Annotated in this window: 21 protein-coding genes; 12 read left to right on the top strand and 9 right to left on the bottom strand. The window is 39.8% G+C overall.

Annotated features, from left to right (window positions below):
• Positions 1 to 166 precede the first annotated feature (166 nt).
• The 4 genes from D1B33_RS02865 to D1B33_RS02850 are packed head-to-tail and all read right to left on the bottom strand — an operon-like array spanning position 167 to position 3,936.
• On the bottom strand, positions 167 to 1,243 hold the full coding sequence (locus D1B33_RS02865; RefSeq protein WP_118874819.1) for an ABC transporter substrate-binding protein: 1,077 nt from the start codon (positions 1,241 to 1,243) through the stop codon (positions 167 to 169).
• The gene (locus tag D1B33_RS02860; RefSeq protein WP_118874818.1) at positions 1,240 to 2,040 is read right to left on the bottom strand and encodes an ABC transporter permease; all 801 of its coding nucleotides are present in this window, start codon (positions 2,038 to 2,040) and stop codon (positions 1,240 to 1,242) included. The genes D1B33_RS02865 and D1B33_RS02860 overlap by 4 nt, the downstream gene beginning before the upstream one ends.
• Complete coding sequence (locus D1B33_RS02855) at positions 2,040 to 2,843, bottom strand: ABC transporter permease (protein ID WP_118874817.1); 804 nt, start codon at positions 2,841 to 2,843, stop codon at positions 2,040 to 2,042. The genes D1B33_RS02860 and D1B33_RS02855 overlap by 1 nt, the downstream gene beginning before the upstream one ends.
• Positions 2,833 to 3,936: an ABC transporter ATP-binding protein gene (locus tag D1B33_RS02850; protein ID WP_118874816.1), complete on the bottom strand. Its 1,104-nt coding sequence runs from the start codon at positions 3,934 to 3,936 to the stop codon at positions 2,833 to 2,835. Before D1B33_RS02850 ends, D1B33_RS02855 begins: the two co-directional genes overlap by 11 nt.
• 244 nt (positions 3,937 to 4,180) lie before the next feature.
• Between D1B33_RS02850 and D1B33_RS02845 the strand changes: the two genes are divergently transcribed.
• Positions 4,181 to 4,723, top strand: a complete 543-nt coding sequence (locus D1B33_RS02845) for a peroxiredoxin (protein ID WP_267897018.1) — start codon at positions 4,181 to 4,183, stop codon at positions 4,721 to 4,723.
• Positions 4,724 to 4,764: 41 nt separating this feature from the next.
• Complete coding sequence (locus D1B33_RS02840) at positions 4,765 to 5,202, top strand: TlpA family protein disulfide reductase (RefSeq protein ID WP_118874815.1); 438 nt, start codon at positions 4,765 to 4,767, stop codon at positions 5,200 to 5,202.
• An 87-nt stretch (positions 5,203 to 5,289) separates the two neighbouring features.
• Here D1B33_RS02840 and D1B33_RS02835 read toward each other — a convergent pair whose 3' ends face one another.
• A complete protein-coding gene (locus D1B33_RS02835; RefSeq protein ID WP_233549361.1) occupies positions 5,290 to 6,000 on the bottom strand; it encodes a DUF2935 domain-containing protein in 711 nt (236 codons plus the stop codon).
• A gap of 209 nt (positions 6,001 to 6,209) precedes the next feature.
• On the opposite strand from D1B33_RS02835, the gene D1B33_RS02830 reads away from it, so the two are divergent.
• Both D1B33_RS02830 and D1B33_RS02825 read left to right on the top strand, forming a co-directional pair.
• Complete coding sequence (locus tag D1B33_RS02830) at positions 6,210 to 6,986, top strand: class I SAM-dependent methyltransferase (RefSeq protein WP_118874813.1); 777 nt, start codon at positions 6,210 to 6,212, stop codon at positions 6,984 to 6,986.
• A 106-nt stretch (positions 6,987 to 7,092) separates the two neighbouring features.
• Positions 7,093 to 7,752: a potassium channel family protein gene (locus tag D1B33_RS02825; RefSeq protein ID WP_118874812.1), complete on the top strand. Its 660-nt coding sequence runs from the start codon at positions 7,093 to 7,095 to the stop codon at positions 7,750 to 7,752.
• 79 nt (positions 7,753 to 7,831) lie between these two features.
• Here D1B33_RS02825 and rnjA read toward each other — a convergent pair whose 3' ends face one another.
• Entirely contained in the window at positions 7,832 to 9,499 is a 1,668-nt protein-coding gene (gene rnjA / locus D1B33_RS02820; RefSeq protein ID WP_118874811.1) for a ribonuclease J1, read from the bottom strand.
• A 6-nt stretch (positions 9,500 to 9,505) separates the two neighbouring features.
• On the bottom strand, positions 9,506 to 9,715 hold the full coding sequence (locus tag D1B33_RS02815) for a DNA-dependent RNA polymerase subunit epsilon (RefSeq protein WP_118874810.1): 210 nt from the start codon (positions 9,713 to 9,715) through the stop codon (positions 9,506 to 9,508).
• A 499-nt stretch (positions 9,716 to 10,214) separates the two neighbouring features.
• Between D1B33_RS02815 and D1B33_RS02810 the strand changes: the two genes are divergently transcribed.
• A complete protein-coding gene (locus D1B33_RS02810) occupies positions 10,215 to 10,985 on the top strand; it encodes a Cof-type HAD-IIB family hydrolase (RefSeq protein ID WP_118874809.1) in 771 nt (256 codons plus the stop codon).
• A gap of 47 nt (positions 10,986 to 11,032) precedes the next feature.
• On the opposite strand, the gene D1B33_RS02805 is transcribed toward D1B33_RS02810, so the two are convergent.
• Positions 11,033 to 11,248: a hypothetical protein gene (locus D1B33_RS02805; RefSeq protein ID WP_118874808.1), complete on the bottom strand. Its 216-nt coding sequence runs from the start codon at positions 11,246 to 11,248 to the stop codon at positions 11,033 to 11,035.
• A 79-nt stretch (positions 11,249 to 11,327) separates the two neighbouring features.
• On the bottom strand, positions 11,328 to 11,882 hold the full coding sequence (gene def, locus D1B33_RS02800; protein WP_118874807.1) for a peptide deformylase: 555 nt from the start codon (positions 11,880 to 11,882) through the stop codon (positions 11,328 to 11,330).
• Positions 11,883 to 12,325: 443 nt separating this feature from the next.
• Between def and pdhA the strand changes: the two genes are divergently transcribed.
• From pdhA to D1B33_RS02765, 7 genes are all read left to right on the top strand, one after another.
• Positions 12,326 to 13,438, top strand: a complete 1,113-nt coding sequence (gene pdhA, locus D1B33_RS02795; protein WP_118874806.1) for a pyruvate dehydrogenase (acetyl-transferring) E1 component subunit alpha — start codon at positions 12,326 to 12,328, stop codon at positions 13,436 to 13,438.
• Between the two features lie 3 nt (positions 13,439 to 13,441).
• Positions 13,442 to 14,419: an alpha-ketoacid dehydrogenase subunit beta gene (locus D1B33_RS02790; protein WP_118874805.1), complete on the top strand. Its 978-nt coding sequence runs from the start codon at positions 13,442 to 13,444 to the stop codon at positions 14,417 to 14,419.
• A 33-nt stretch (positions 14,420 to 14,452) separates the two neighbouring features.
• A complete protein-coding gene (locus D1B33_RS02785; RefSeq protein ID WP_118874804.1) occupies positions 14,453 to 15,805 on the top strand; it encodes a dihydrolipoamide acetyltransferase family protein in 1,353 nt (450 codons plus the stop codon).
• Positions 15,806 to 15,809: 4 nt separating this feature from the next.
• Complete coding sequence (gene lpdA, locus D1B33_RS02780; protein WP_118874803.1) at positions 15,810 to 17,222, top strand: dihydrolipoyl dehydrogenase; 1,413 nt, start codon at positions 15,810 to 15,812, stop codon at positions 17,220 to 17,222.
• A gap of 182 nt (positions 17,223 to 17,404) precedes the next feature.
• Positions 17,405 to 19,033, top strand: coding sequence for an ATP-binding protein (locus D1B33_RS02775; protein ID WP_118874802.1), 1,629 nt, complete (start codon positions 17,405 to 17,407; stop codon positions 19,031 to 19,033).
• Positions 19,002 to 19,691 carry a response regulator gene (locus tag D1B33_RS02770; protein ID WP_118874801.1) on the top strand — a complete coding sequence of 230 codons (690 nt, stop codon included), beginning with the start codon at positions 19,002 to 19,004 and terminating at the stop codon, positions 19,689 to 19,691. The genes D1B33_RS02775 and D1B33_RS02770 overlap by 32 nt, the downstream gene beginning before the upstream one ends.
• 190 nt (positions 19,692 to 19,881) lie before the next feature.
• Complete coding sequence (locus tag D1B33_RS02765) at positions 19,882 to 20,925, top strand: tripartite tricarboxylate transporter substrate binding protein (RefSeq protein WP_118874800.1); 1,044 nt, start codon at positions 19,882 to 19,884, stop codon at positions 20,923 to 20,925.
• Positions 20,926 to 20,932 lie beyond the last annotated feature (7 nt).

Genomic DNA, 20,932 nt, shown 5'->3' with positions numbered 1-20,932 from the left:
AGACCACCTTTCCTCAACTTCATCCCCGAAATGTACAGATTAGTAATAACAAGCTTACCATATTGTAAATCTATTAACTACTTTTAAATAGAGCGAAATAAACCTCCAAAGAAAAAAGAAAACCCGTCCTGAAAGTTTAAATTTCAACAACGGGTTCTCCTTGTTATTACTGCAGACTCATTTTAAATTCCAAAAAGTATTCATTATATTTTCCCAACCATTCGAGGCCGAGGTTTTCGTATACTTCCAATTTATCGCGAAGTTCTTCACTGGGATAGAAGCGCTCGTCTTCGATTACTTCCGGGTCCATTAATGCCATGGCTGCCAAATTGGGCGTCGAGTAGCCAACATAGTCATTATTTTGGGCCGAATTTTCAGCATCCAGCATAAAGTTGATAAACGCATGGGCGCCATCTACATTTCCGGCTGTTTTAGGAATCACGAAATTATCGAACCATAAATTGGACCCTTCCTCAGGTACGGCAAAATCCAGATCTTCGTTTTCCCACATCATATCCGCCGCTTGGCCGGACCATGTTAGAGCAACTGTTGCTTCATTGTTAATCATCAAAGGAGTAATTTCATCGCCAATGATCGCCTTGATATTTGGAGATAGCGAAATCAATTTTTCTGTTGCTTGTTGCAATAGCGCTTCGTCTTTTGAGTTTAACGATTCACCTAATGAATTCAGTCCCATGCCCATTACTTCCCGTGCCCCGTCCACCAAGAATACCTTATCTTGCAACGAAGGGTCCCATAGATCTTCCCACGTTGTGAACGTCAAATGGTCTTCAACCAAGGTCGGGTTGAATACGATGCCAACCGTTCCCCAAAAATAGGGAATGGAATATTGATTTCCAGGGTCAAAAGCCAAATCTAAAAAGTAAGGGTCGATATTCTTCAAATTTGGAAGCTTCGAATGATCGATTGGCAGAAGCAGCTCATCTTCAATCATCATCTCGACCATATATTCGGAAGGTACTGCCACATCATAGGCAGAACCGCCTTGTTCGATTTTCGTTTTCATCGCTTCGTTCGAGTCGAAGGTTTCGTAAATCACTTTAATGCCTGTTTCTTCGGTAAATTGATCAATTAAATCAGGGTCAATATATTCACCCCAGTTAAAAACGGTAATCGTGTCCTGACTTCCTGCCGAACCTCGAGATTCAAGCTGGTGAGCAGCAAAGAAGAGGAGCGCACAAACGACTAATATGGCGATTGCGGCTTGAACCAATGATCTCATCGCTGTACCTCCTTGCTTACGTGTTTAGAGCGGTTCGTAACAAAATAATAACCAATTACCACTAAAATCGTTACCAGGAAAACAAGTCCTGAAATTGCATTCACGGTTAACGAAATGCCGGCTCTCGCCATGGAATAGATTTCAACAGATAATGTGGAAAAACCGTTTCCTGTTACGAAAAATGTGACGGCAAAATCATCCAATGAGTAAGTCATGGCCAGGAAAAACCCAGCAAAAATCCCTGGTTGAATATAAGGGAGGATGACGCGTGTCAATACTTGCCGTTTTGTTGCACCTAAATCCAAAGCCGCATCAATCAGAGTGGTATTCATCGCCAATAGTTTTGGCAACACCATTAAGACAACAATCGGAATGGAAAAGGCCACATGGGAGATCAGAACAGATGTAAAGCCCAATTTTATCCCAATCAATGTAAATAAAATCAAGAAACTTGCCCCAATCACAACGTCGGGGCTTACAATGAGCACATTGTTCAAAGAGAGAAGCGTATTGCGCATTTTCTTATTGCGGATGGAAACGATTCCGATTGCCCCGAATGTCCCAATCAGGGTTGCAAGGAATCCAGATAATAAGGCAACAATTACGGTGTTGATCAAAATGATGATTAACCGCGAATCCGCAAACACGGCTTGGTAATGCTCCAAAGTGAAGGATTCGAAATGATTCATGTTGCCGCCGCTATTGAACGAATAAAAGATTAGGTAAAAAATTGGCGCATAGAGTACAACAAAAACTAATACTAAATACAATTTAGAGGCAGTCGATAATTTTTTCATTATGCGCGGCCTCCTTTCTTCTGGCCAGTTAACAGCATAATCACTACCATTATAATGATTAAGAAGACGGCGATGGTCGATCCCATCCCCCAATTTTGCGAGACAAGAAACTGCTGCTCAATTGCCGTACCTAATGTAATGACTTTGTTCCCCGCAATCAAACGCGTGATCATAAATAAAGAAAGCGCCGGGATAAATGTAACTTGAATTCCGGATTTTACGCCATCAATTGTCAAAGGAAAAATGACACGGCGGAAAGTGGTGAAACTGGAGGCGCCTAAATCCCGTGCTGCATATACTAATGTAGGATTCAATTTATCAAGCGAATTGAAAATCGGAATAATCATAAATGGAATAAAAATATACACCGACACAAAGATGAAACTAAAGTCAGTAAAGAGAATTTGCTTTGACTCAAGACCAAAGACTTCGATAAAGGCATTAACCGGACCATACAACCCGAAAATCCCGATAAAGGCATACGTTTTCAATAATAGATTAATCCATGAAGGAATAATGATTAACATTAACCATAAATGTTTGTGCTTTGTTTTGGTCAATAAAAAAGCAGTAGGATAGGCAATGATTAAAGTAAATAAAGTGATCAGGAAAGCATACCAAAAACTCGTTAATGTCATTTTTAAATAGACAGGTGTAAAGAAGGCTTTATAGTTATTGAACGTAAAGTTCCCGTTTAGATCCAGCATCGAATAATAAACAATCAGGGCAATGGGTGCAATGACAAAAAAGGCAATCCAGATCGTATAGGGGAACAGCGAACCTTTTGATGCTTTATTGAACATTTTCTTGTTCTCCATAAGATTCCAGACGTCTATCAAAGTCTTCTTCCGATTCGTTTAATCGCATGACATGAATGCTTTCTGAATCAAAGTTCAACCCTATTTGTTCGCCTACTGCTGCCTTCTTTAGTGAATGAACGAGCCATTCGTTTCCATCATGATCGTAAGTGGAAAGTTCATAATGGACGCCGCGGAATAGTTGTGTATCAACCTTTACAATTAATTTTCCATTATCGACGGTTGTAATTTCCAAATCCTCAGGACGGATCACCACATCTACTTTTTCATTCGGTTTCATCCCTTTGTCTACACAATCGAAAATGCGGCCATTGAATTGGACTTTAAAGTCTTCAATCATGACACCATCCACAATATTGGATTCGCCGATAAAGTCTGCAACAAACCGGTTGATGGGTTCGTCGTAAATATCCACCGGGGTACCGGATTGTTCGATTTTGCCATCATTCAAAACGAATATTTCATCGGACATTGCCAGCGCCTCTTCTTGGTCATGGGTAACGAATACAAAAGTTTTTCCCAGTCGCTGCTGCAATTCGCGAAGCTCATACTGCATTTCGGAACGCAGCTTTAAATCAAGGGCAGATAGTGGTTCGTCCAGTAGAATGACTTCCGGATCGTTGACAATTGCACGGGCAATTGCCACGCGTTGTCTTTGCCCGCCTGACATTTCGGAAATTTCGCGATTGCCATAACCGCCCAAGTTAACAAATTTTAGTGCTTCTTGCACGCGTTCCTGAATTTCTTTTTCCTTCAGTTTTTTTATGCGCAGCCCAAAAGCGACATTTTCAAAAACATTTAAGTGAGGGAAAAGAGCATAATCCTGGAACACCGTATTGACTTGGCGTTCGTTTGCTGGGACGTGGTTGATTTTTTTATCATTAAAATAGATGCTTCCTTTTGTTGGATCGGTAAACCCGGCGATCATACGAAGAATGGTTGTTTTACCGCAGCCTGAAGGGCCCAACAATGTATAAAACTTGCCCCGCTCCAATTCAAAATTAATATTTTTTAAAACGACCGTTCCGTCATCATATGATTTTGAGACATTCTCAAATTTGATTATCGTATCGTTCATTTGCCAACCTCCTTATTTGTTGCTATTCACTAAACTGAATATGGAAATTCTCCACTAAGCGTAAACATATCCTTAAAATAAAAAAATGAGAGAACGAAATGTACCTTATCACCATATTACTATACAGAAAATCCTTTGCAATTCATTGAGTAATATTCGAATAATTTCAAATAAACTAAAGTCTTATAGTGCAGAGTTCCTTGTCGTTTACAGTTTTAGAAAAAAGAAGTGGGGGGAGACATGATTGGTTGTTTTACAGGTTGGCAAGCCTGCACCGAAATTTAAGATGGATGCGGTATTGCCGGATAAAACCTTTGGCACCGTTTCTTTGGAAGAGTTGATTTCCGGGCAAAAGTGGACAGTATTGTTTTTCTACCCGATGGATTTTACTTTTGTGTGTCCCACTGAAATTACGTCTATGTCCGATTATTATGAGGATTTTCATGATTTGGATGCAGAAGTAATTGGAGTCTCGACGGATACGGTTTATACGCATTTGGCTTGGATAAATACAGATCGAGATAAAAATGGCATTGGCCCGTTGCAATACCCTTTAGCTGCCGACCACAATCAACAGGTAGCGCGAAAGTATGGCGTTTTGGTGGAAGAAGAGGGGATTGCTTTAAGAGGGTTATTTATTATTAATCCGCAAGGGGAGCTTCAATACCAGGTGGTTCATCATCAAAATATCGGCCGGGATGTGGAGGAAGTGCTGCGTGTTCTCCAAGCACTGCAAACAGGAAAATTATGCCCGGCAAACTGGAGGCCAGGGGAAGAAACCTTATAACAGGATTTATTCGCACCCGGCATCTTTTGAGGAGGAGTTTTATGAAATTGCGTTCGCCCATGCCCGAGCTGACAGGAGAAACAGCATGGATCAATGGTCAAGTGAAAAGGGAAGAGTTGATGGGAAAACCGACAATCATTCATTTCTGGTCGATCAGTTGCCATTCCTGCAAAGAAAGTTTGTCGGAAGTTCGTTTTTTGAGAGAAAAGTACGGGAATCGCATTCATTTCATTTCAGTCCATATGCCTCGGTCAAAGGAAGATACCAATTTGGAAAAAATAAAGAAAAGAGCTCTAAAGTACAACATGACGCAGCCTATTTTCGTTGATAGCAAGTTGGAATTATCAGATCGTTTTCATAACCAGTATGTTCCTTCATATTATATTTTTGACCGTAAAGGAAACCTTCGATATTTGCAGGCAGGGGATAGTGGATTGAAATTGCTAGAAAAGCGGATTGTGAAACTAATGAATGAGTAGCAAATCGATGAAAATCATTCTTTCGTGCAGTGAACAAACAAAAGTAAAGTCGATTCTTCAAAAACTTAAGGAAGAATCGACTTTTATTTATACTGTTTTAGATTGCGCTAGTTTCTTGAGATAGTATTGTTCCTCTCTTAACATATGTTCTGCCATGGAAACAGTAAAAATACCCAGTACTTCCGCTGTTAACTCCATCTCTTCCAGTTCGTGCAAAAAAGTCTTGAATAAACCCATTTCAATTTCAGCTTCATGATTAAATCTTGCCAGTGCAGGAAATTCACTTGCATTCGTCCGTAAGTAACCTGTTAACTCGACAGCTTTTAAATAGAATTGTTCAAAATGCTTCGTAAACACATGGCTTTTGTCCTTGAGCCTTTTCTCTACACCATCAAGTCTGTCGTTGATGGCTCCTGCATGCCCGGAAGCATCGAGAAGCCAAAGCAGATGATGATGCAATTCATGAAATATGGGTGGAACCTTTCCCTCTTTGAGGAAGCTTAAAAGCAGTTGATATTCTTCCAATTCATTGACCATATGATTTAAAAAAGTTGGAGTAAGATGAATTTTCATACCGCCAGTAATATGGCGTCTTATAAGGGAAAGTTTAAACGATTTGAATTCTTCTACTTCTTCCTCCACGCTATTTGTAAACGGCAGGATTGTCGATTCATCCAATAGTTCAATTTGCGCGAAGAGTTGTTGAAATTGCTGAATAAAATGCGTTGCTTTCGCAATGTCGTCTTTTTCGGACGGATATAATGAATCATGAATAAAATGAGCGTGGTCACCTAGCACGGATAACCAAAAATCATGTTCAAAGACGGCCTGTTCAAAATAGTCCAGTTTTTACAGCTCCTTTTTTATTATTCAGATTAAGTTATTCAAAAGGGTTTTGGGATATTAAACATAAAGCCATATAACTATTATTTATAAAAAATATAAAAAATCGGAAATATTAATCTTTTCATCCTTCCAATATAATTAGCTCAAATAGGAGGGATCACATGCAGAATAGTGTAAAGGACCAGTGGAACGCGAAAGCTTATGATACGAATCATTCATTTGTTTCAAGATATGGCGCGGATTTAGTAGAATTATTATCTCTTCAGGAAAATGAAAAGATATTGGATGTTGGGTGCGGAACGGGAGATTTAGCAAATCAACTAAAAGATAGCGGTGCAGTCGTAACTGGGATCGATCAATCTGCAAATATGATTGAGCAAGCCATAAGCAAGTACCCAGCAATAAAATTTGAAGTGAAAGATGCAACTGAATTGGACTATGCTGAGGAATTTGATGCTGTCTTTTCAAATGCTACACTGCATTGGGTGAAGCCACCGGAAAAGGCTTTGCAATGTATTTATAAAAGCTTGAAATCCGGCGGGCGATTTGTAGCGGAGTTTGGGGGAAAAGGGAACGTTGAAATCATTACGAATGAAATTATTAATCAAATAAAAAAAGCAGGATATATCTTTAGCGATGAGAATTATCCTTGGTTTTATCCAAGTATCGGCCAATACACACCCCTTATGGAGCAAGCAGGATTTCGGGTAGTCTACGCCCAGCACTTTGACCGCCCTACTGAATTAAAGGGTGCTGATGGTTTAAGAAACTGGATCCATATGTTTGCCAATCAATTATTTACCGGGATCGATGCGGCCACGAAAGAATCCTTGATTAGTAAGGTTGAACAATCTCTTCGGTCTTCCATGTACCATAATGGTTCGTGGTTCGCGGATTACAAAAGAATACGGGTAGTAGGGGTCAAAGAGCATAAATAATCATGAATGACCTAATCGATTGACCATATAAATTTGAAACTGGCATTTGTACAAATGATATAGACTAAGTTAAACTAAAAGCATCTGCTTTGTACGGAGGTTTAACATGAAAAAAGAATTTGTTGTTGTAGGATTAGGTCGGTTTGGTGGCAGTATCGTAAGAGAACTAATTAGGCTTGGAGCCGATGTGTTGGCAATAGATGCCAAAGCTGAAAGAGTAGACGAGTATGCAAAGATTGCAACTCAAGCGGTTATTGCTGATACGACGGATGAAGAAACGGTTATCGCGCTTGGAATCCGCAATTTTGAACATGTCATTATTGCGATCGGTGAAAATATTCAGGCAAGTATTTTAACCACTTTGATTTTGAAAGATTTGGGGGTCCAGCAAATTACGGTCAAAGCCACAAATGACTACCATGCAAGGGTACTGCATAGGATTGGTGCGGACCGTGTTGTCCATCCGGAGCGGGACATGGGTATACGTATTGCCAATAATATAATGTCCAGCAATGTATTGGATTATCTAGAGTTATCTGACGAGCATTCCATCATGGAGATTCGGGCGAATGAACGAATTGCGGGATATTCATTAATCGACTTGGATATACGTGCAAAATACGGTATTAATATCGTAGGGGTAAAACGCGGAGAAGCGATTCTTATCTCCCCGGCGGCAGATGAAAAAATATTGCTTGGTGATATTTTGCTTGTGATTGGGGCAGATGTCGATATTAATCGCTTTGTGAAGAAAATGATGAGTTAAGAATTGTAGTTCATAAAAAAGGGCTTAGTTCGCAATTGTGAACTAAACCCTTTTTTTAAGTCAATTGACTATTCTATGCTTAAACTTCCATAATAATCGGCAAAATCATTGGACGTCGCTTTGTTTTTTCAAATAAATATGGTCCAAGTACGTCCGTAATTTCATTTTTCAATTCGGTCCACTGTGTAGACTTCAATTGAATCATTTCATTTAGATGGTTGTTCAACATTTTTTGAGCTTCACTGATGAGTGAACCTGATTCACGCATATAGACGAAACCTCGTGAAATAATGTCCGGGCCAGCCACCATTTTTTGTTTTTTCATATCGACACTTACAACGACAATAACTAAACCTTCTTCAGAAAGAATGCGTCGGTCGCGCAATACAATATTTCCGATATCCCCAATGCCGCTGCCATCAATATAAACATCGCCGGAAGGAATTTTGCCGGCAACGTGCGCTTCGTTTGCACTTAAAGCCAGCACCTCGCCATTTTCCATGACAAAGGTATTCTCAATAGGGACATCGCAATCTTCAGCAAGTTTTGTATGCATTTTCAACATACGGTACTCACCATGAATCGGCATAAAGAATTTTGGCTTCATCAAACGGAGCATCAGTTTTTGTTCTTCCTGGGATCCGTGCCCGGAAGTATGGATATTGTTCAAAGAACCGTGAATAACTTCGGCTCCCGCGCGGAATAAAAGGTTAATGATTTTATTTACGCTCATCAAATTCCCTGGAATCGGTGACGAAGAAAATACAACCGTATCTCCCGGCTGAATTTGAATTTGACGGTGTGTTCCATTTGCAATTCTCGATAAAGCAGCCATCGGTTCACCTTGGGAGCCTGTACATAAAATCAAGACTTCATTGGCCGGCAAGCGGTTAATCGTTTGCGCATCCACAAAGGTTTCCTTCGGAGCAGTAATATAGCCCAGTTCGCGGCCTATGGAAATGGCATTATCCATGGAACGGCCGAATACGGCAATTTTGCGGCCATATTGTGCAGCTGCATCCGTTACTTGCTGAAGACGATGAATATTTGATGCGAATGTTGCAAAGATAATGCGACCATCCACTTTTCGTAAAATGTCATCGATACTTTCTCCTACTTTGCGTTCAGACATTGTAAAGTTCGGAACTTCCGCGTTTGTACTGTCCGAAAGCAAGCAAAGAACGCCATCGCGACCGATTTCGGCCATTTTCGTTAAGTTGGCCGGCTCCCCGACAGGCGTAAAGTCAAACTTAAAGTCGCCTGTATGCACAATATTGCCGGGAGGGGTTTTCACGACAATACCAAATGCATCCGGAATACTATGTGTTGTTCTAAAGAAGCTAACAGATGTTTTTCTGAATTTAATCACATCGTCTTCTTTGATTTCAATCAATTTAGTCGTACGCAATAGGCCATGCTCATCCAATTTATTGCGCAATAGCCCCAAAGCAAGCTTGCCACCGTAAACAGGGATGTTTAACTGGCGCAATAAATAGGGAATTCCGCCAATATGGTCTTCGTGGCCATGTGTGATAAATAAGCCCTTTATTTTATCGATATTACGCACTAAGTATGTGTAGTCAGGAATCACATAGTCGATTCCCAACAAATCGTCCTCCGGAAACTTGATTCCGGCATCAATGACGATGATTTCATCCTGGAATTGTACTGCATATGTGTTTTTTCCGATTTCGCCCAGTCCGCCGAGAGCGAATACCGCAGCTTGGTCATTTTTTACAAATTTCATAATAAATTATGCATTCTCCAAGCGGAAGTTAGGGCTGTTTTGTTCATATTCCAAATAATTGCCCTCCAGTAATTGGATATACTCGATATTATAGTTGCGATCTTTTAGATAATCACGGACTTCTCTCTCAGAAGATGCTTCTAAATATAGACTTTTTGTATTTTCGCGAACTGGTACTTCTGACGCATTTTCTTGGTAATAAACTTTGTAAATCATAAATTCTCTCCTTTGATTAACGTACATTTGCTTGCACCATTACAAATTATTTAAAGCTCTTACATTGCCTGCTAAAACTTCAGTTTGCCATTCTTTCTTGTGGCGTTTTAAGGCATTCTCTTCTTTTTGCCATATTTTTCGGCACGGAAACTCACTATCACTCATATTACCATCAAATGGATGCAGAGTCTCGTTTTACTATCAGGTTGGTGAATTGAATTTTCCTGGTATCTAGTAAAAGAGAAATGTAATTGCCTAAAATCGGGTTGCATTTCCTTTATATTATCACGCGTCTCGCTTAAAATAAAGAAAAGCCCTTCAATTTTGAAGGGCTTAAGCAATTGACTTTTTACCGAGGATGCCATTTAATCGTTTCAAAATTTTCTTTTTGAGTCGCTTCAACATGGCACATCACTCCTTACTTGGATTATACTATTGATTTCTCTATATGTAAAGTATTTTCTATTTACATATAAATATGTGTTGAGAGGTTATGGACATGACAAGAATTCTATTTTTTGATGTGGATGGAACGCTTTATAATAGCAGAAAGGAAATTCCCGATTCTGCCAAAAAGGCGATTCAAAGAGCAAGAAATAATGGATACGAAATTGCTATTGCCACCGGAAGAGCTCCTTTCATGATCGAAAGCGTTCTGGAGGAACTGGAGATTGATACATTTGTTACTTTTAACGGCCAGTATGTCGTCTATAAAGGAGAAGTTCTATTTACGGATAGTGTGCCCAAAGATTATTTAGCCAAAATTATTCGCTTTGGAGAGGCGCGAAATCATCCGGTTGTATTTATTGACGATAAAGAAATGATTGCTTCGGTTGACGACCATTCTTTCATTGAACAAGGAATAACCACATTAAAATATCCCTACCCGCAGAGCAATCCGTTATTTTATGAGGATAATGAAGTGTACCAAACACTGATTTTTATGGAAGAAAAAGATGAACAGCTATACCGCGATTCTTTTCCGGAAGTTAAATTTGTTCGATGGCATCCTTACTCCTGTGATATTTTGCCAAAGGACGGTTCAAAAGCACGGGGAATCCAGTATTTGCTTGAAAGAATGAATATTCCGATTGAAAATTCAATTGCCTTTGGCGATGGGTTGAACGATATTGAAATGCTTCAGGCTGTGGGCACTTCGGTTGCAATGGGCAATGGTCATGAAAAAGCGAAAAAAGCGGCGAATCTTGTTACCGATCATGTTGACGAAGATGGTTTGGCAAGGGCGATGAGCAAGCTGAACATCATTTAAAGCAAATACTCTTCCTATACTATTTTATGTAGTATGTTTAATAATGCTTAGACTATAAATAAAAAATTTTGTTCATAATAAAGAAGGAGTCCTGAAAGCAAAACTTTCAAGACTCCTTTTTGGATTTTACTATAAAAAACATAAGCTTTCGGTACAAAAACATCTGTATCTGTCGCTGCGCTTTCGATACACAAAAAATCTATACCTGCCGCTGTGCTTTCGGTACAGGAAACATTTGCTGCTGTTGCTTCGCTTTCGCGCAAAAAATATCTGCTGCTGTCGCTTCGCTTACGCGCAAAAAACATCTGTCGATGGCTAAGCAGGGAGCTTGCGCTTTTCTTACTAATCCCCTAACGGAAAAGAATCCGGTACTGATGCAAATGGATTTTCAGGATTTATGTGATCATAAAACATGACACCATTCAGATGATCCAATTCATGTTGGAAGGCAATTGCAGGCAATCCTTTTAAGCGCAATTTCTTTTCTTCGCCATCGATTGTCCAAAACTTAACTGTTATTCTGGCATATCGAGGAACATAGCCAGGGACATTCCGGTCAACGGACAAACACCCTTCGCCTGAAGGGATGTATGTTTTTTCGACCGAATGGCTCACAATTTTAGGATTGATGGCAACAAAACTTAATAGTTCGCCTTGGTCATCTTCCAAATGAAGTGCGAACATTCTTTTTAAAGAATTAATTTGATTGGCTGCCAAACCGATACCGGATCGCAGTCCATATTTTTCTGCAATTTCAGGGTTTTGACTGTTAATCAAGTATTCTAGCATGTCATGAGCCAATTTGCGGTCCTCTTCGGTTAGAGGGAATTTTACTTCTTCTGCTCTGGCTCTTAACGTAGGGTGACCTTCACGGATAATATGTTCCATTAAAATCATCTTTTAACTTCCTTTCAACTAACAACTAAATAATTAAAGTATATAAGAAATGACGATTCATCGCCAAATTTTTTCGGGATGAAAAATTCTTGTGGCCACAATGTCCAATCTTTTTAAAAATATCACAATTCACTGGCTTTTGCTTTAGAAAAGTTTAGTCATATCAGTATATGTGAATAAAGATAAAGTGAACCTTTTTAAGGAAAGTTATATCGAAAATAGGAATTTATTCAGCGTTGGCAAATTCTGTTGTAATACAGATTTTGTTTTAATATATAACAGATTGAAAAAGACGATAGAAAATGTAATGAGAAAAAAAGTGCGAAATAAACGATAATCTATGATTGACCGATTGATTTTATTTTTATATACTCAATTTAACAATATATTGTACTAATATTTTTAAAATTAATTTTGATACAGAACTAAGGGAGAGGTGCTATATGGGAGAAAAGTTAAAAAAACAATTTGATCCTGCTGCTACTTTACAGGAAGTCGAAAGCAAATTTGAAATGTTCCAGATTCTGAATGAAGAAGGGAAAATTGTAAACGAGGATGCAGTTCCTGATTTGTCTGACGAAGAATTAGTTGAATTGATGACTCGCATGGTGTTTACGCGAATTTTGGATCAACGCTCCATTTCCTTGAACCGTCAAGGGAGACTTGGTTTCTATGCACCAACAGCGGGGCAGGAAGCTTCACAATTGGCTTCTCATTTTGCTTTGGAAAAAGACGACTGGATTTTACCGGGTTACCGTGATGTTCCACAAATCGTATTCCACGGACTACCTTTATGGAAAGCATTCTTGTTTAGTAGAGGCCATTTTGTAGGAAATCAAATTCCTGAAGGTGTCAACGTGCTGCCGCCTCAAATCATTATTGGCGCCCAGTATGTTCAAGCTGCAGGAGTAGCGCTTGGCATTAAAAAGCGCGGAACGGCAGATGTAGCCATTACGTATACTGGTGACGGCGGTTCATCGCAGGGAGATTTCTACGAAGGCATCAACTTTGCAGGAGCATTCAAAGCACCGGCAATTTTCATTGTCCAAAATAACCAATTTGCGATTTCAACTCCTCGCGATGTACAAACATCAGCAAAAACAATTGCCCAAAAAGGGATTGCCGCAGGTATTCCAAGTGTGCTGGTAGACGGAATGGATCCACTTGCCGTTTATGTAGCAACTCGCGATGCTCGCGAACGCGCCGTAAAAGGGGAAGGTCCTTCATTAATCGAAACAATGTGCTATCGCTATGGACCGCACACAATGTCCGGGGATGATCCAACTCGTTACCGTACAACTGATATCGATAATGAATGGGCAGCCAAGGACCCGATTGTTCGCTTCCGCATTTATCTGGAAGGAAAAGGGTTATGGGATGAGCAAAAAGAAACGGAAGTAATCGAACGAGCAAAAGAAGAAATTAAAGCTGCCATTAAAAAAGCGGATGAAACACCAAAACAAAAAGTTACGGACTTAATTTCAAATATGTACGAGGAAAAGCCGTATAACTTACAAGAGCAATATGAAATCTTTGAAGCGAAGGAGTCGAAATAACCTATGGCACAAATGACAATGATTCAAGCGATTACGGATGCACTGCGCTGCGAACTGAAAGATGACGAAAATGTATTAGTGTTCGGTGAAGACGTAGGTGTAAACGGCGGGGTCTTCCGTGCAACAGAAGGCCTTCAAAATGAATTTGGCGAGGATCGTGTTTTTGATACACCTCTTGCTGAATCTGGAATCGGTGGTTTAGCGGTAGGTCTTTCGTTAACTGGTTACCGTCCAGTTCCCGAAATTCAATTCTTCGGCTTCGTTTTCGAAGTAATGGATTCAATTAGCGGACAACTGGCTCGCTATCGCTACCGTACAGGCAATACTTTCAATATGCCTGTAACAATCCGTTCGCCATTCGGTGGCGGTGTTCATACTCCGGAAATGCACTCCGATAGTTTGGAAGGTTTAATGGCACAGCAACCAGGGTTAAAGGTAGTTATTCCTTCAACTCCATACGATGCAAAAGGGTTACTGATTTCATCCATTCGTGATAATGACCCAGTCATTTTTCTCGAGCACTTAAAACTGTATCGTTCTGTAAAAGGAGAAGTTCCTGAAGAATCTTATACTATTCCTTTAGGCAAAGCAGACGTAAAACGTGAAGGTAAAGATTTATCTATATTCGCGTATGGTTTAATGGTGCATGAAAGCTTGAAAGCGGCCGAAGAGCTTGAAAAAGAAGGATACTCAGTGGAAGTAGTGGATTTGCGTACGGTGCAGCCACTGGATATTGAAACGATTATTGCTTCTGTCGAAAAAACAAACCGTGCAATCGTTGTTCAAGAAGCACAAAAACAAGCCGGCATTGCTGCCAATGTGGTGGCGGAAATTACGGAACGTGCAATCCTAAGCCTGGAAGCACCAGTATTGCGTGTTGCCGCACCGGATACAATTTATCCATTCCCGCAAGCCGAGAATATTTGGCTGCCAAACTATAAAGATATTTTAGAAACAGCTAAAAAAGTATTAACATTCTAATCGAATGATTTGTGAGTAGAAAGGGTGAAATTGATGGCTTTTGAATTCCGCATGCCTGATATTGGAGAAGGTATTCATGAAGGTGAAATTGTAAAATGGTTTGTTAAACCAGGTGACAAAATTCAAGAAGACGATGTTCTGTGTGAAATCCAAAATGACAAAGCAGTTGTTGAAATGCCTTCACCGGTTGAAGGAACAATCGAAGAGATCCTGGTTAATGAAGGTGGAGTAGCGGTCGTAGGAGATGTAATTATTCGAATTGATGCTCCTGGGTACGAAAATCTTCAGTTCAAAGGGGATGACCATCAACAAGAAGAGGCTACTACTACAACAAACGCACAAGTTCAGTCTACTTTTGAAGATGGACAAGAAGTTGAAAAAGAACCAGTAAAAGGTGATTCGAAAGAAGACCCAGCCGTAGATCTTGCACCGGACACTTCAGAGAATAAACGTATTATCGCGATGCCATCCGTACGAAAATATGCACGAACAAAAGGCGTGAACATCCAGCTTGTGAGCGGTACTGGAAAAAATGGACGCATCTTAAATGAAGATATCGACAATTATTTAACTGGCGGGGCTGCAGCTTCAAAAGAGGAAACTCCAGCAAGCGACAATACTGCAGAAGTTAAATCAAGCGAAGAAACAGCTTCTACTCCGGTACCTGTAAATCTGGAAGGAGAATACCCTGAAACACGCGAGAAAATTTCAGGAATTCGCAAAGCAATTGCCAAAGCGATGGTTCATTCTAAACAAACGGCACCACACGTTACCTTAATGGACGAAGTAGATGTGACGGAATTGGTGGCACATCGCAAAAAATTCAAAAATATTGCTTTGGAGAAAAACATCAAATTAACATACTTGCCATACGTTGTGAAAGCACTGGTTTCCACATTGCGTGAGTTCCCTGAATTTAACCGTTCATTTGATGATGCAACAAATGAAATTATCCAAAAACATTACTATAACATTGGGATTGCAGCCGATACGGAAAAAGGTTTGCTTGTACCAGTTATCAAAAATGCAGACCGCAAATCAGTATTCACGATTTCTGCTGAAATAAATGAATTGGCAACAAAAGCCCGTGAAGGCAAATTGTCGTCAAATGAAATGAAAGGCGGCTCTTGTTCGATCACGAATATCGGGTCTGCAGGCGGCCAATGGTTCACGCCGGTAATTAACCATCCGGAAGTTGCAATTTTGGGTATCGGACGAATTTCCGAGAAACCAATAATAAAAAATGGTGAAATTGTAGGTGCACCTGTGTTAGCATTATCATTGAGCTTCGATCATCGTATGATCGACGGAGCCACAGCGCAAAACGCTTTAAATCATTTAAAACGTTTGTTAAGTGATCCGGAACTTTTATTAATGGAGGCGTAAAAAAATGGTAGTAGGAGATTTCGCAATTGAAATTGACACATTAGTAGTAGGGGCTGGTCCTGGTGGATATGTTGCAGCAATTCGCGCTGCACAAACAGGTCAAAAAGTTACAATCGTAGAAAAAGATGTAGTAGGTGGCGTTTGCCTTAACGTAGGATGTATTCCTTCAAAAGCGTTAATCTCAGTGGGTCATCGTTTTGAACAAGCAAAACATTCAGAAGATATGGGTGTCATTGCGTCAGAAGTTAAACTTGATTTTGATAAAGTTCAAGAATTCAAGAACGGTGTTGTCAAGAAGTTAACTGGCGGTGTTGAAGGGCTTTTAAAAGGGAATAAAATTGAGATCGTAAAAGGCGAAGCGTATTTCGTTGATGCCAATTCAGTTCGTATTATCGACGGAGATTCTGCTCAAACATATACATTCAAAAATGCAATTTTAGCAACAGGTTCTCGTCCGGTAGAAATTCCAACGTTCAAATTTACGGAACGTGTCCTTAATTCGACAGGCGCTCTTAACTTGAAAGAATTGCCGAAAAAATTAGTTGTAATCGGCGGCGGATATATCGGTACAGAGCTAGGTTCTGCTTTTGCTAACTTCGGTACTGAAGTAACAATTATCGAAGGCGGCAAAGATATCTTGGCTGGTTTCGAAAAACAAATGACGCAAATCGTGAAAAAAGGCCTTAAGAAAAAAGGCGTTTCAATCGAAGTTAATGCATCTGCAAAAGGCGTCGAAGAAAACGAAAACGGCGTAGTTGTGACTTATGAAGTTGGCGGAGAAGAGAAAACGGTTGAAGCTGATTATGTATTAGTGACAGTAGGTCGTCGTCCAAATACAGATGAATTAGGTCTGGAGCAAATTGGTGTTGAATTTGCAGAACGCGGGTTAATCAAAGTGGACAAACAATGCCGCACTAATATTCCAAATATTTATGCGATTGGTGATATTGTGGACGGACCACAACTTGCTCACAAAGCTTCTTACGAAGGTAAAGTTGCTGCGGAAGCGATCGCTGGGGAAAATTCAGTTGTTGATTACCTGGCAATCCCAGCTGTATGTTTCACAGATCCAGAAATGGCTACTGTAGGATACAGCGAACAGCAAGCAAAAGAAGAGGGATTAGAAGTAAATGTAGCGAAATTCCCATTTGCAGCTAACGGCCGTGCATTGGCACTAAACCAAACTGAAGGTTTCGTGAAACTAGTTGCACGTAAAGAAGATGGCTTGCTTGTAGGTGCTCAAATCGTTGGTGCTGGTGCATCCGATATGATTTCAGAGCTTTGCTTGGCAATCGAAGGCGGCATGACTGCTGAAGATGTTTCATTAACAATTCACCCTCACCCAACATTAGGTGAAATCACTATGGAAACTGCTGAAGTATTACTTGGCAACCCAATCCACATTATTTCAAAATAATCTATACGACAAAACGCATTTTGCTGCAACTTTATGCAGCGAATGCGTTTTTTTTTCACCTCTCCTATCTTGCTCCTGAAATGAGGCAAAATCCATATTTCATAAAATTCCCTTCAAAACTACAAAACATTCTAACAATTTAATATAATAGAATCATTATAACTTACATTGTGAGGGGTAAAATGAAATTGCGTTCCATGCAATCAAAAATCTTTAGCTATAATATTGTCATTATTTTGCTCATTTCCATTGCATTGGCCGTATCTTTTTATTTCATTTTATCGAATGCGATTAAAGAAGAAGTTGGATTAAAAGCATTGCATATTGCCAAAACAACTGCCCAGCGTCCTGATGTGATTGCAGGATTTTATGCAGAAAATCCTACAGAAGTGCTGCAACCCATTGCTGAAAAAATCCTGCAAGATACAGATGCGCAATATGTGGTAATTGGAAATGACCAGGGAATTCGTTATACCCACCCGATCGAAGAACGCATTGGCCAAAAAATGGTTGGCGATGATAATAAAGGAGTTTTGGAAGATGGCTTATCTTATATTTCCGAAGCTACCGGCACTCTTGGAGCGGCCATTAGGGGGAAAACTCCCGTCATTGGGAGGAACGGCAAAATAATTGGTGTCGTTTCAGTTGGATATTTGAAAAAAGATATAAGCTCCATCCTTCTCAAGTATTCTCACAACAGGATAGTGATTCTTGTCTTGATTGTAATGATTGGTTCTATTTTCGCTTCCATTTTATCATCAAGGCTAAAAAAAGAGTTATTGAATTATGAGCCGGTTGAAATCGCAAAACTATTGCAGCAACAAAATGCCCTGATAGAATCCATTCGTGAAGGAATCATTATGATTGATGAGAAAGGCAGGATTACAGTGATCAATTCTGCCGCCTATAAAACATTGGAGATTGATGAAAATAGTCAGGTTATAGGAGTTGATATTCGTACTTTTATACCCAATACGCAAATGTTTGAGATACTGCTTACTGGCGAGCGGCACTTAGATCGGGCGATGGAAATCAAGGGGAAAGATGTGATTGTCAATCGAATTCCTATTTTCAAGGAAGATCAGGTAGTGGGGGTCGTTTCAAGTTTTCGCCCAACTTCGGAAATTGACCGGCTGGCGATGGAACTTTCCCAGGTAAAAAAATATACGGAAGCTCTTAGGTCTCAAACACATGAATATAATAACTTCTTATATACTATCTCGGGCCTTATTCAATTGAAAAATTATGATTCGGCACTTGAGTTAATACATAGCGAGCGGGAATCTCAGGGAAATTTAATTCATTTTATTTCCGAGAGGCTGCAGGACCCCTTTATAAGCGGTATATTGATCGGATTTTTTAATAGAGCAAAAGAATTGAAAGTAAAATTTATACTTGACGAAGACAGCAAACTGGAACAATTGCCCGCACATGTCCAAAAGCACCTTTTTGTTTCAATCTTCGGGAATTTAGTAACGAATGCTTTTGAGGCAGTCGAGCACTTGCCTGAGGAAGAAAGAATGGTACGCATCTTGATTTGGGGCCACGGAAAAGGTTTGTTGATCGAGGTGGAAGACAGTGGAAGAGGAATTGATGGTAAAGTAAAAGATATTCTTTTTGAAAAAAGAGTGTCTACAAAGAATAAAAAGAATCAACATGGTTTTGGCCTAATTAAAGTGAAAGAAAATCTTGAAGAATTGGGCGGCGAGATTTATATAGAAGAAGGGGATTTAGGGGGCGCGTTATTTATAATTGAAATTCCGAAGGGGAGGAATGGCCATGAAGGACAAGGTCGAGGTGTTAATTGTTGAAGATGATAAACGAATCGCCAATATTCATCTAAAATTTATCGAAAAGATAAATGGTTTTCAAAGTATCGGAGTTGCTTATAATGCGGAAGAAGCGTTCGATTGGGTAGAAACTGTCAAGCCTGATTTGGTTTTGCTCGATGTGTTTTTTCCCGATAAACTAGGTACGGATATTTTGGAGTTCATTAAAAGGAATAGTCCGGAAACCGATATTATTTTTATCACGGCAGCTTCCGAAACTGAAATCCTGAAAAAAGCGTTTCGTGGCGGAGTGATCGATTATTTATTAAAACCCGTAACATTTGAAAAATTTAAAGAGTGTTTGGAGACTTATCAAACAAAAAGGCGGTTGCTTGAAAAAAAGTCGCGTCTTGAAGAGCATGAAATCAAGGAGATATGGTCCTCATCAAAAGAGATATCTGCCGGAGAATTGCCGCCCAAAGGAATCGATGTGATTACAAGAGGAAAGGTGTACGATTATTTAGTCTCGTGCCCGGAAGGAACAACGGCAGAAAAGCTGGGGAAAGATATGGGATTGAGTCGATCCACCGCGCGACGCTATCTGGAGCATTTAGTATCCGAAAGCAAAGTATATACAGATTTGATTTATGGTACAGTAGGACGACCGGAAAGACGGTACATTATTGGAAATAATAATTAAAAAATTTATAAAAACAGCGAACTTCTATTTGTAGATGTTTGCTGTTTTTTTGTGAACATTATGAACAAAATTAGCCTTTATAAAGAAAATACCATTTTAATCTCCTTTTATTGTCTTTTGTATTCGCTTTCATTAATTTAATGGTAGACACCATTTCTTAAGAAAGGTGTAAACAAAGGGGGATCATAAAATGAGGAAATTATTGATACTTTGTTTTGCCCTTGCGCTGTCAGTCATTTTAGCAGCATGCAGCGGGGACACGGCATCTAATAATGAAGAAACCAAATCGAAGGGAGAAACAGATTCTACAGAATCCACAGGTTATCCAGATAGCAATATTACCATTGTTGCGCCATCCGGGGCAGGTGGAGGATGGGATTTAACAGCACGTGCAATTGCAAAAGTTATGTCTGAAACTGGTTTAGTCGAGCAGCCTATCACGGTTGAGAATAGAGCCGGCGGTGGTGGTGCTGTATTTATGGCAGAATATGCAACAAAAGAAGTTGACAATGATTATATGCTGATGACAAAATCGCCGCCAATTCTTATAAATAATTTAAAAGCAGAAGGAAATAGCCCTTATGGTTATAAAGATACAACACCGCTTGCTCAATTAACGCGTGATTATGGAGCGATTGTTGTAAAAGCGGATGCACCTTATAACAATTTAACTGAATTATTGGATGCCATTAAAGCCGACCCATCATCCATTACAATGGCAGGTGGCTCAGCTCCTGGGTCAATGGATCATCTTGTTGGGATTTTGCCGGCATTTAAATATGGAATCGACCCAAAAGTTGTAAAATATGTTTCCTATGATGGCGGTGGAGAAGCTGTTGCTGCCTTATTAGGCGGGAATGCGGATGTCATTGCAACAGATGCATCATCGATTGGAGAATATGTAAAATCGGGCGATGTAAGAGTTCTGGCAGTAAGTGCAACTGAACGTCTAACAGGCACGTTGGCGGAAGTCCCGACATTCCAGGAACTTGGCATTGATGCCGAGTTTACAATTTGGAGAGGATTATTCGGTCCAAAGAATATGTCGGAAGAAGCTGTTAATTATTGGGCAGCCAAGCTAAGTGAAATGGTTGAAACAGACGAATGGAAAGCAGAATTGGAACGTAATGGATGGCAATCAGAATATCGCAACGCAGAAGAGTTTACTAAGTTTTTAGAAGAACAAGAGAATGTAATAGGTGAATTATTGCAAGCTTTGGAAATGCATAAGTAACTAGAGG

Source organism: Ureibacillus yapensis (genome assembly GCF_003515775.1).
Lineage (GTDB): Bacteria > Bacillota > Bacilli > Bacillales_A > Planococcaceae > Ureibacillus > Ureibacillus yapensis.
This window is presented reverse-complemented; position numbering and strand designations above follow the sequence as displayed.

Excerpts from the sequence above, each read along its gene's own strand:
- D1B33_RS02865 (WP_118874819.1), bottom strand. The coding sequence starts at position 1,243 with ATGAGATCATTGGTTCAAGCCGCAATCGCCATATTAGTCGTTTGTGCG.
- D1B33_RS02860 (WP_118874818.1), bottom strand. The coding sequence starts at position 2,040 with ATGAAAAAATTATCGACTGCCTCTAAATTGTATTTAGTATTAGTTTTT.
- D1B33_RS02855 (WP_118874817.1), bottom strand. The coding sequence starts at position 2,843 with ATGTTCAATAAAGCATCAAAAGGTTCGCTGTTCCCCTATACGATCTGG.
- D1B33_RS02850 (WP_118874816.1), bottom strand. The coding sequence starts at position 3,936 with ATGAACGATACGATAATCAAATTTGAGAATGTCTCAAAATCATATGAT.
- D1B33_RS02840 (WP_118874815.1), top strand. The coding sequence starts at position 4,765 with ATGAAATTGCGTTCGCCCATGCCCGAGCTGACAGGAGAAACAGCATGG.
- D1B33_RS02830 (WP_118874813.1), top strand. The coding sequence starts at position 6,210 with ATGCAGAATAGTGTAAAGGACCAGTGGAACGCGAAAGCTTATGATACG.
- D1B33_RS02825 (WP_118874812.1), top strand. The coding sequence starts at position 7,093 with ATGAAAAAAGAATTTGTTGTTGTAGGATTAGGTCGGTTTGGTGGCAGT.
- rnjA (WP_118874811.1), bottom strand. The coding sequence starts at position 9,499 with ATGAAATTTGTAAAAAATGACCAAGCTGCGGTATTCGCTCTCGGCGGA.
- D1B33_RS02815 (WP_118874810.1), bottom strand. The coding sequence starts at position 9,715 with ATGATTTACAAAGTTTATTACCAAGAAAATGCGTCAGAAGTACCAGTT.
- D1B33_RS02810 (WP_118874809.1), top strand. The coding sequence starts at position 10,215 with ATGACAAGAATTCTATTTTTTGATGTGGATGGAACGCTTTATAATAGC.
- def (WP_118874807.1), bottom strand. The coding sequence starts at position 11,882 with ATGATTTTAATGGAACATATTATCCGTGAAGGTCACCCTACGTTAAGA.
- pdhA (WP_118874806.1), top strand. The coding sequence starts at position 12,326 with ATGGGAGAAAAGTTAAAAAAACAATTTGATCCTGCTGCTACTTTACAG.
- D1B33_RS02790 (WP_118874805.1), top strand. The coding sequence starts at position 13,442 with ATGGCACAAATGACAATGATTCAAGCGATTACGGATGCACTGCGCTGC.
- D1B33_RS02785 (WP_118874804.1), top strand. The coding sequence starts at position 14,453 with ATGGCTTTTGAATTCCGCATGCCTGATATTGGAGAAGGTATTCATGAA.
- lpdA (WP_118874803.1), top strand. The coding sequence starts at position 15,810 with ATGGTAGTAGGAGATTTCGCAATTGAAATTGACACATTAGTAGTAGGG.
- D1B33_RS02775 (WP_118874802.1), top strand. The coding sequence starts at position 17,405 with ATGAAATTGCGTTCCATGCAATCAAAAATCTTTAGCTATAATATTGTC.
- D1B33_RS02770 (WP_118874801.1), top strand. The coding sequence starts at position 19,002 with ATGAAGGACAAGGTCGAGGTGTTAATTGTTGAAGATGATAAACGAATC.
- D1B33_RS02765 (WP_118874800.1), top strand. The coding sequence starts at position 19,882 with ATGAGGAAATTATTGATACTTTGTTTTGCCCTTGCGCTGTCAGTCATT.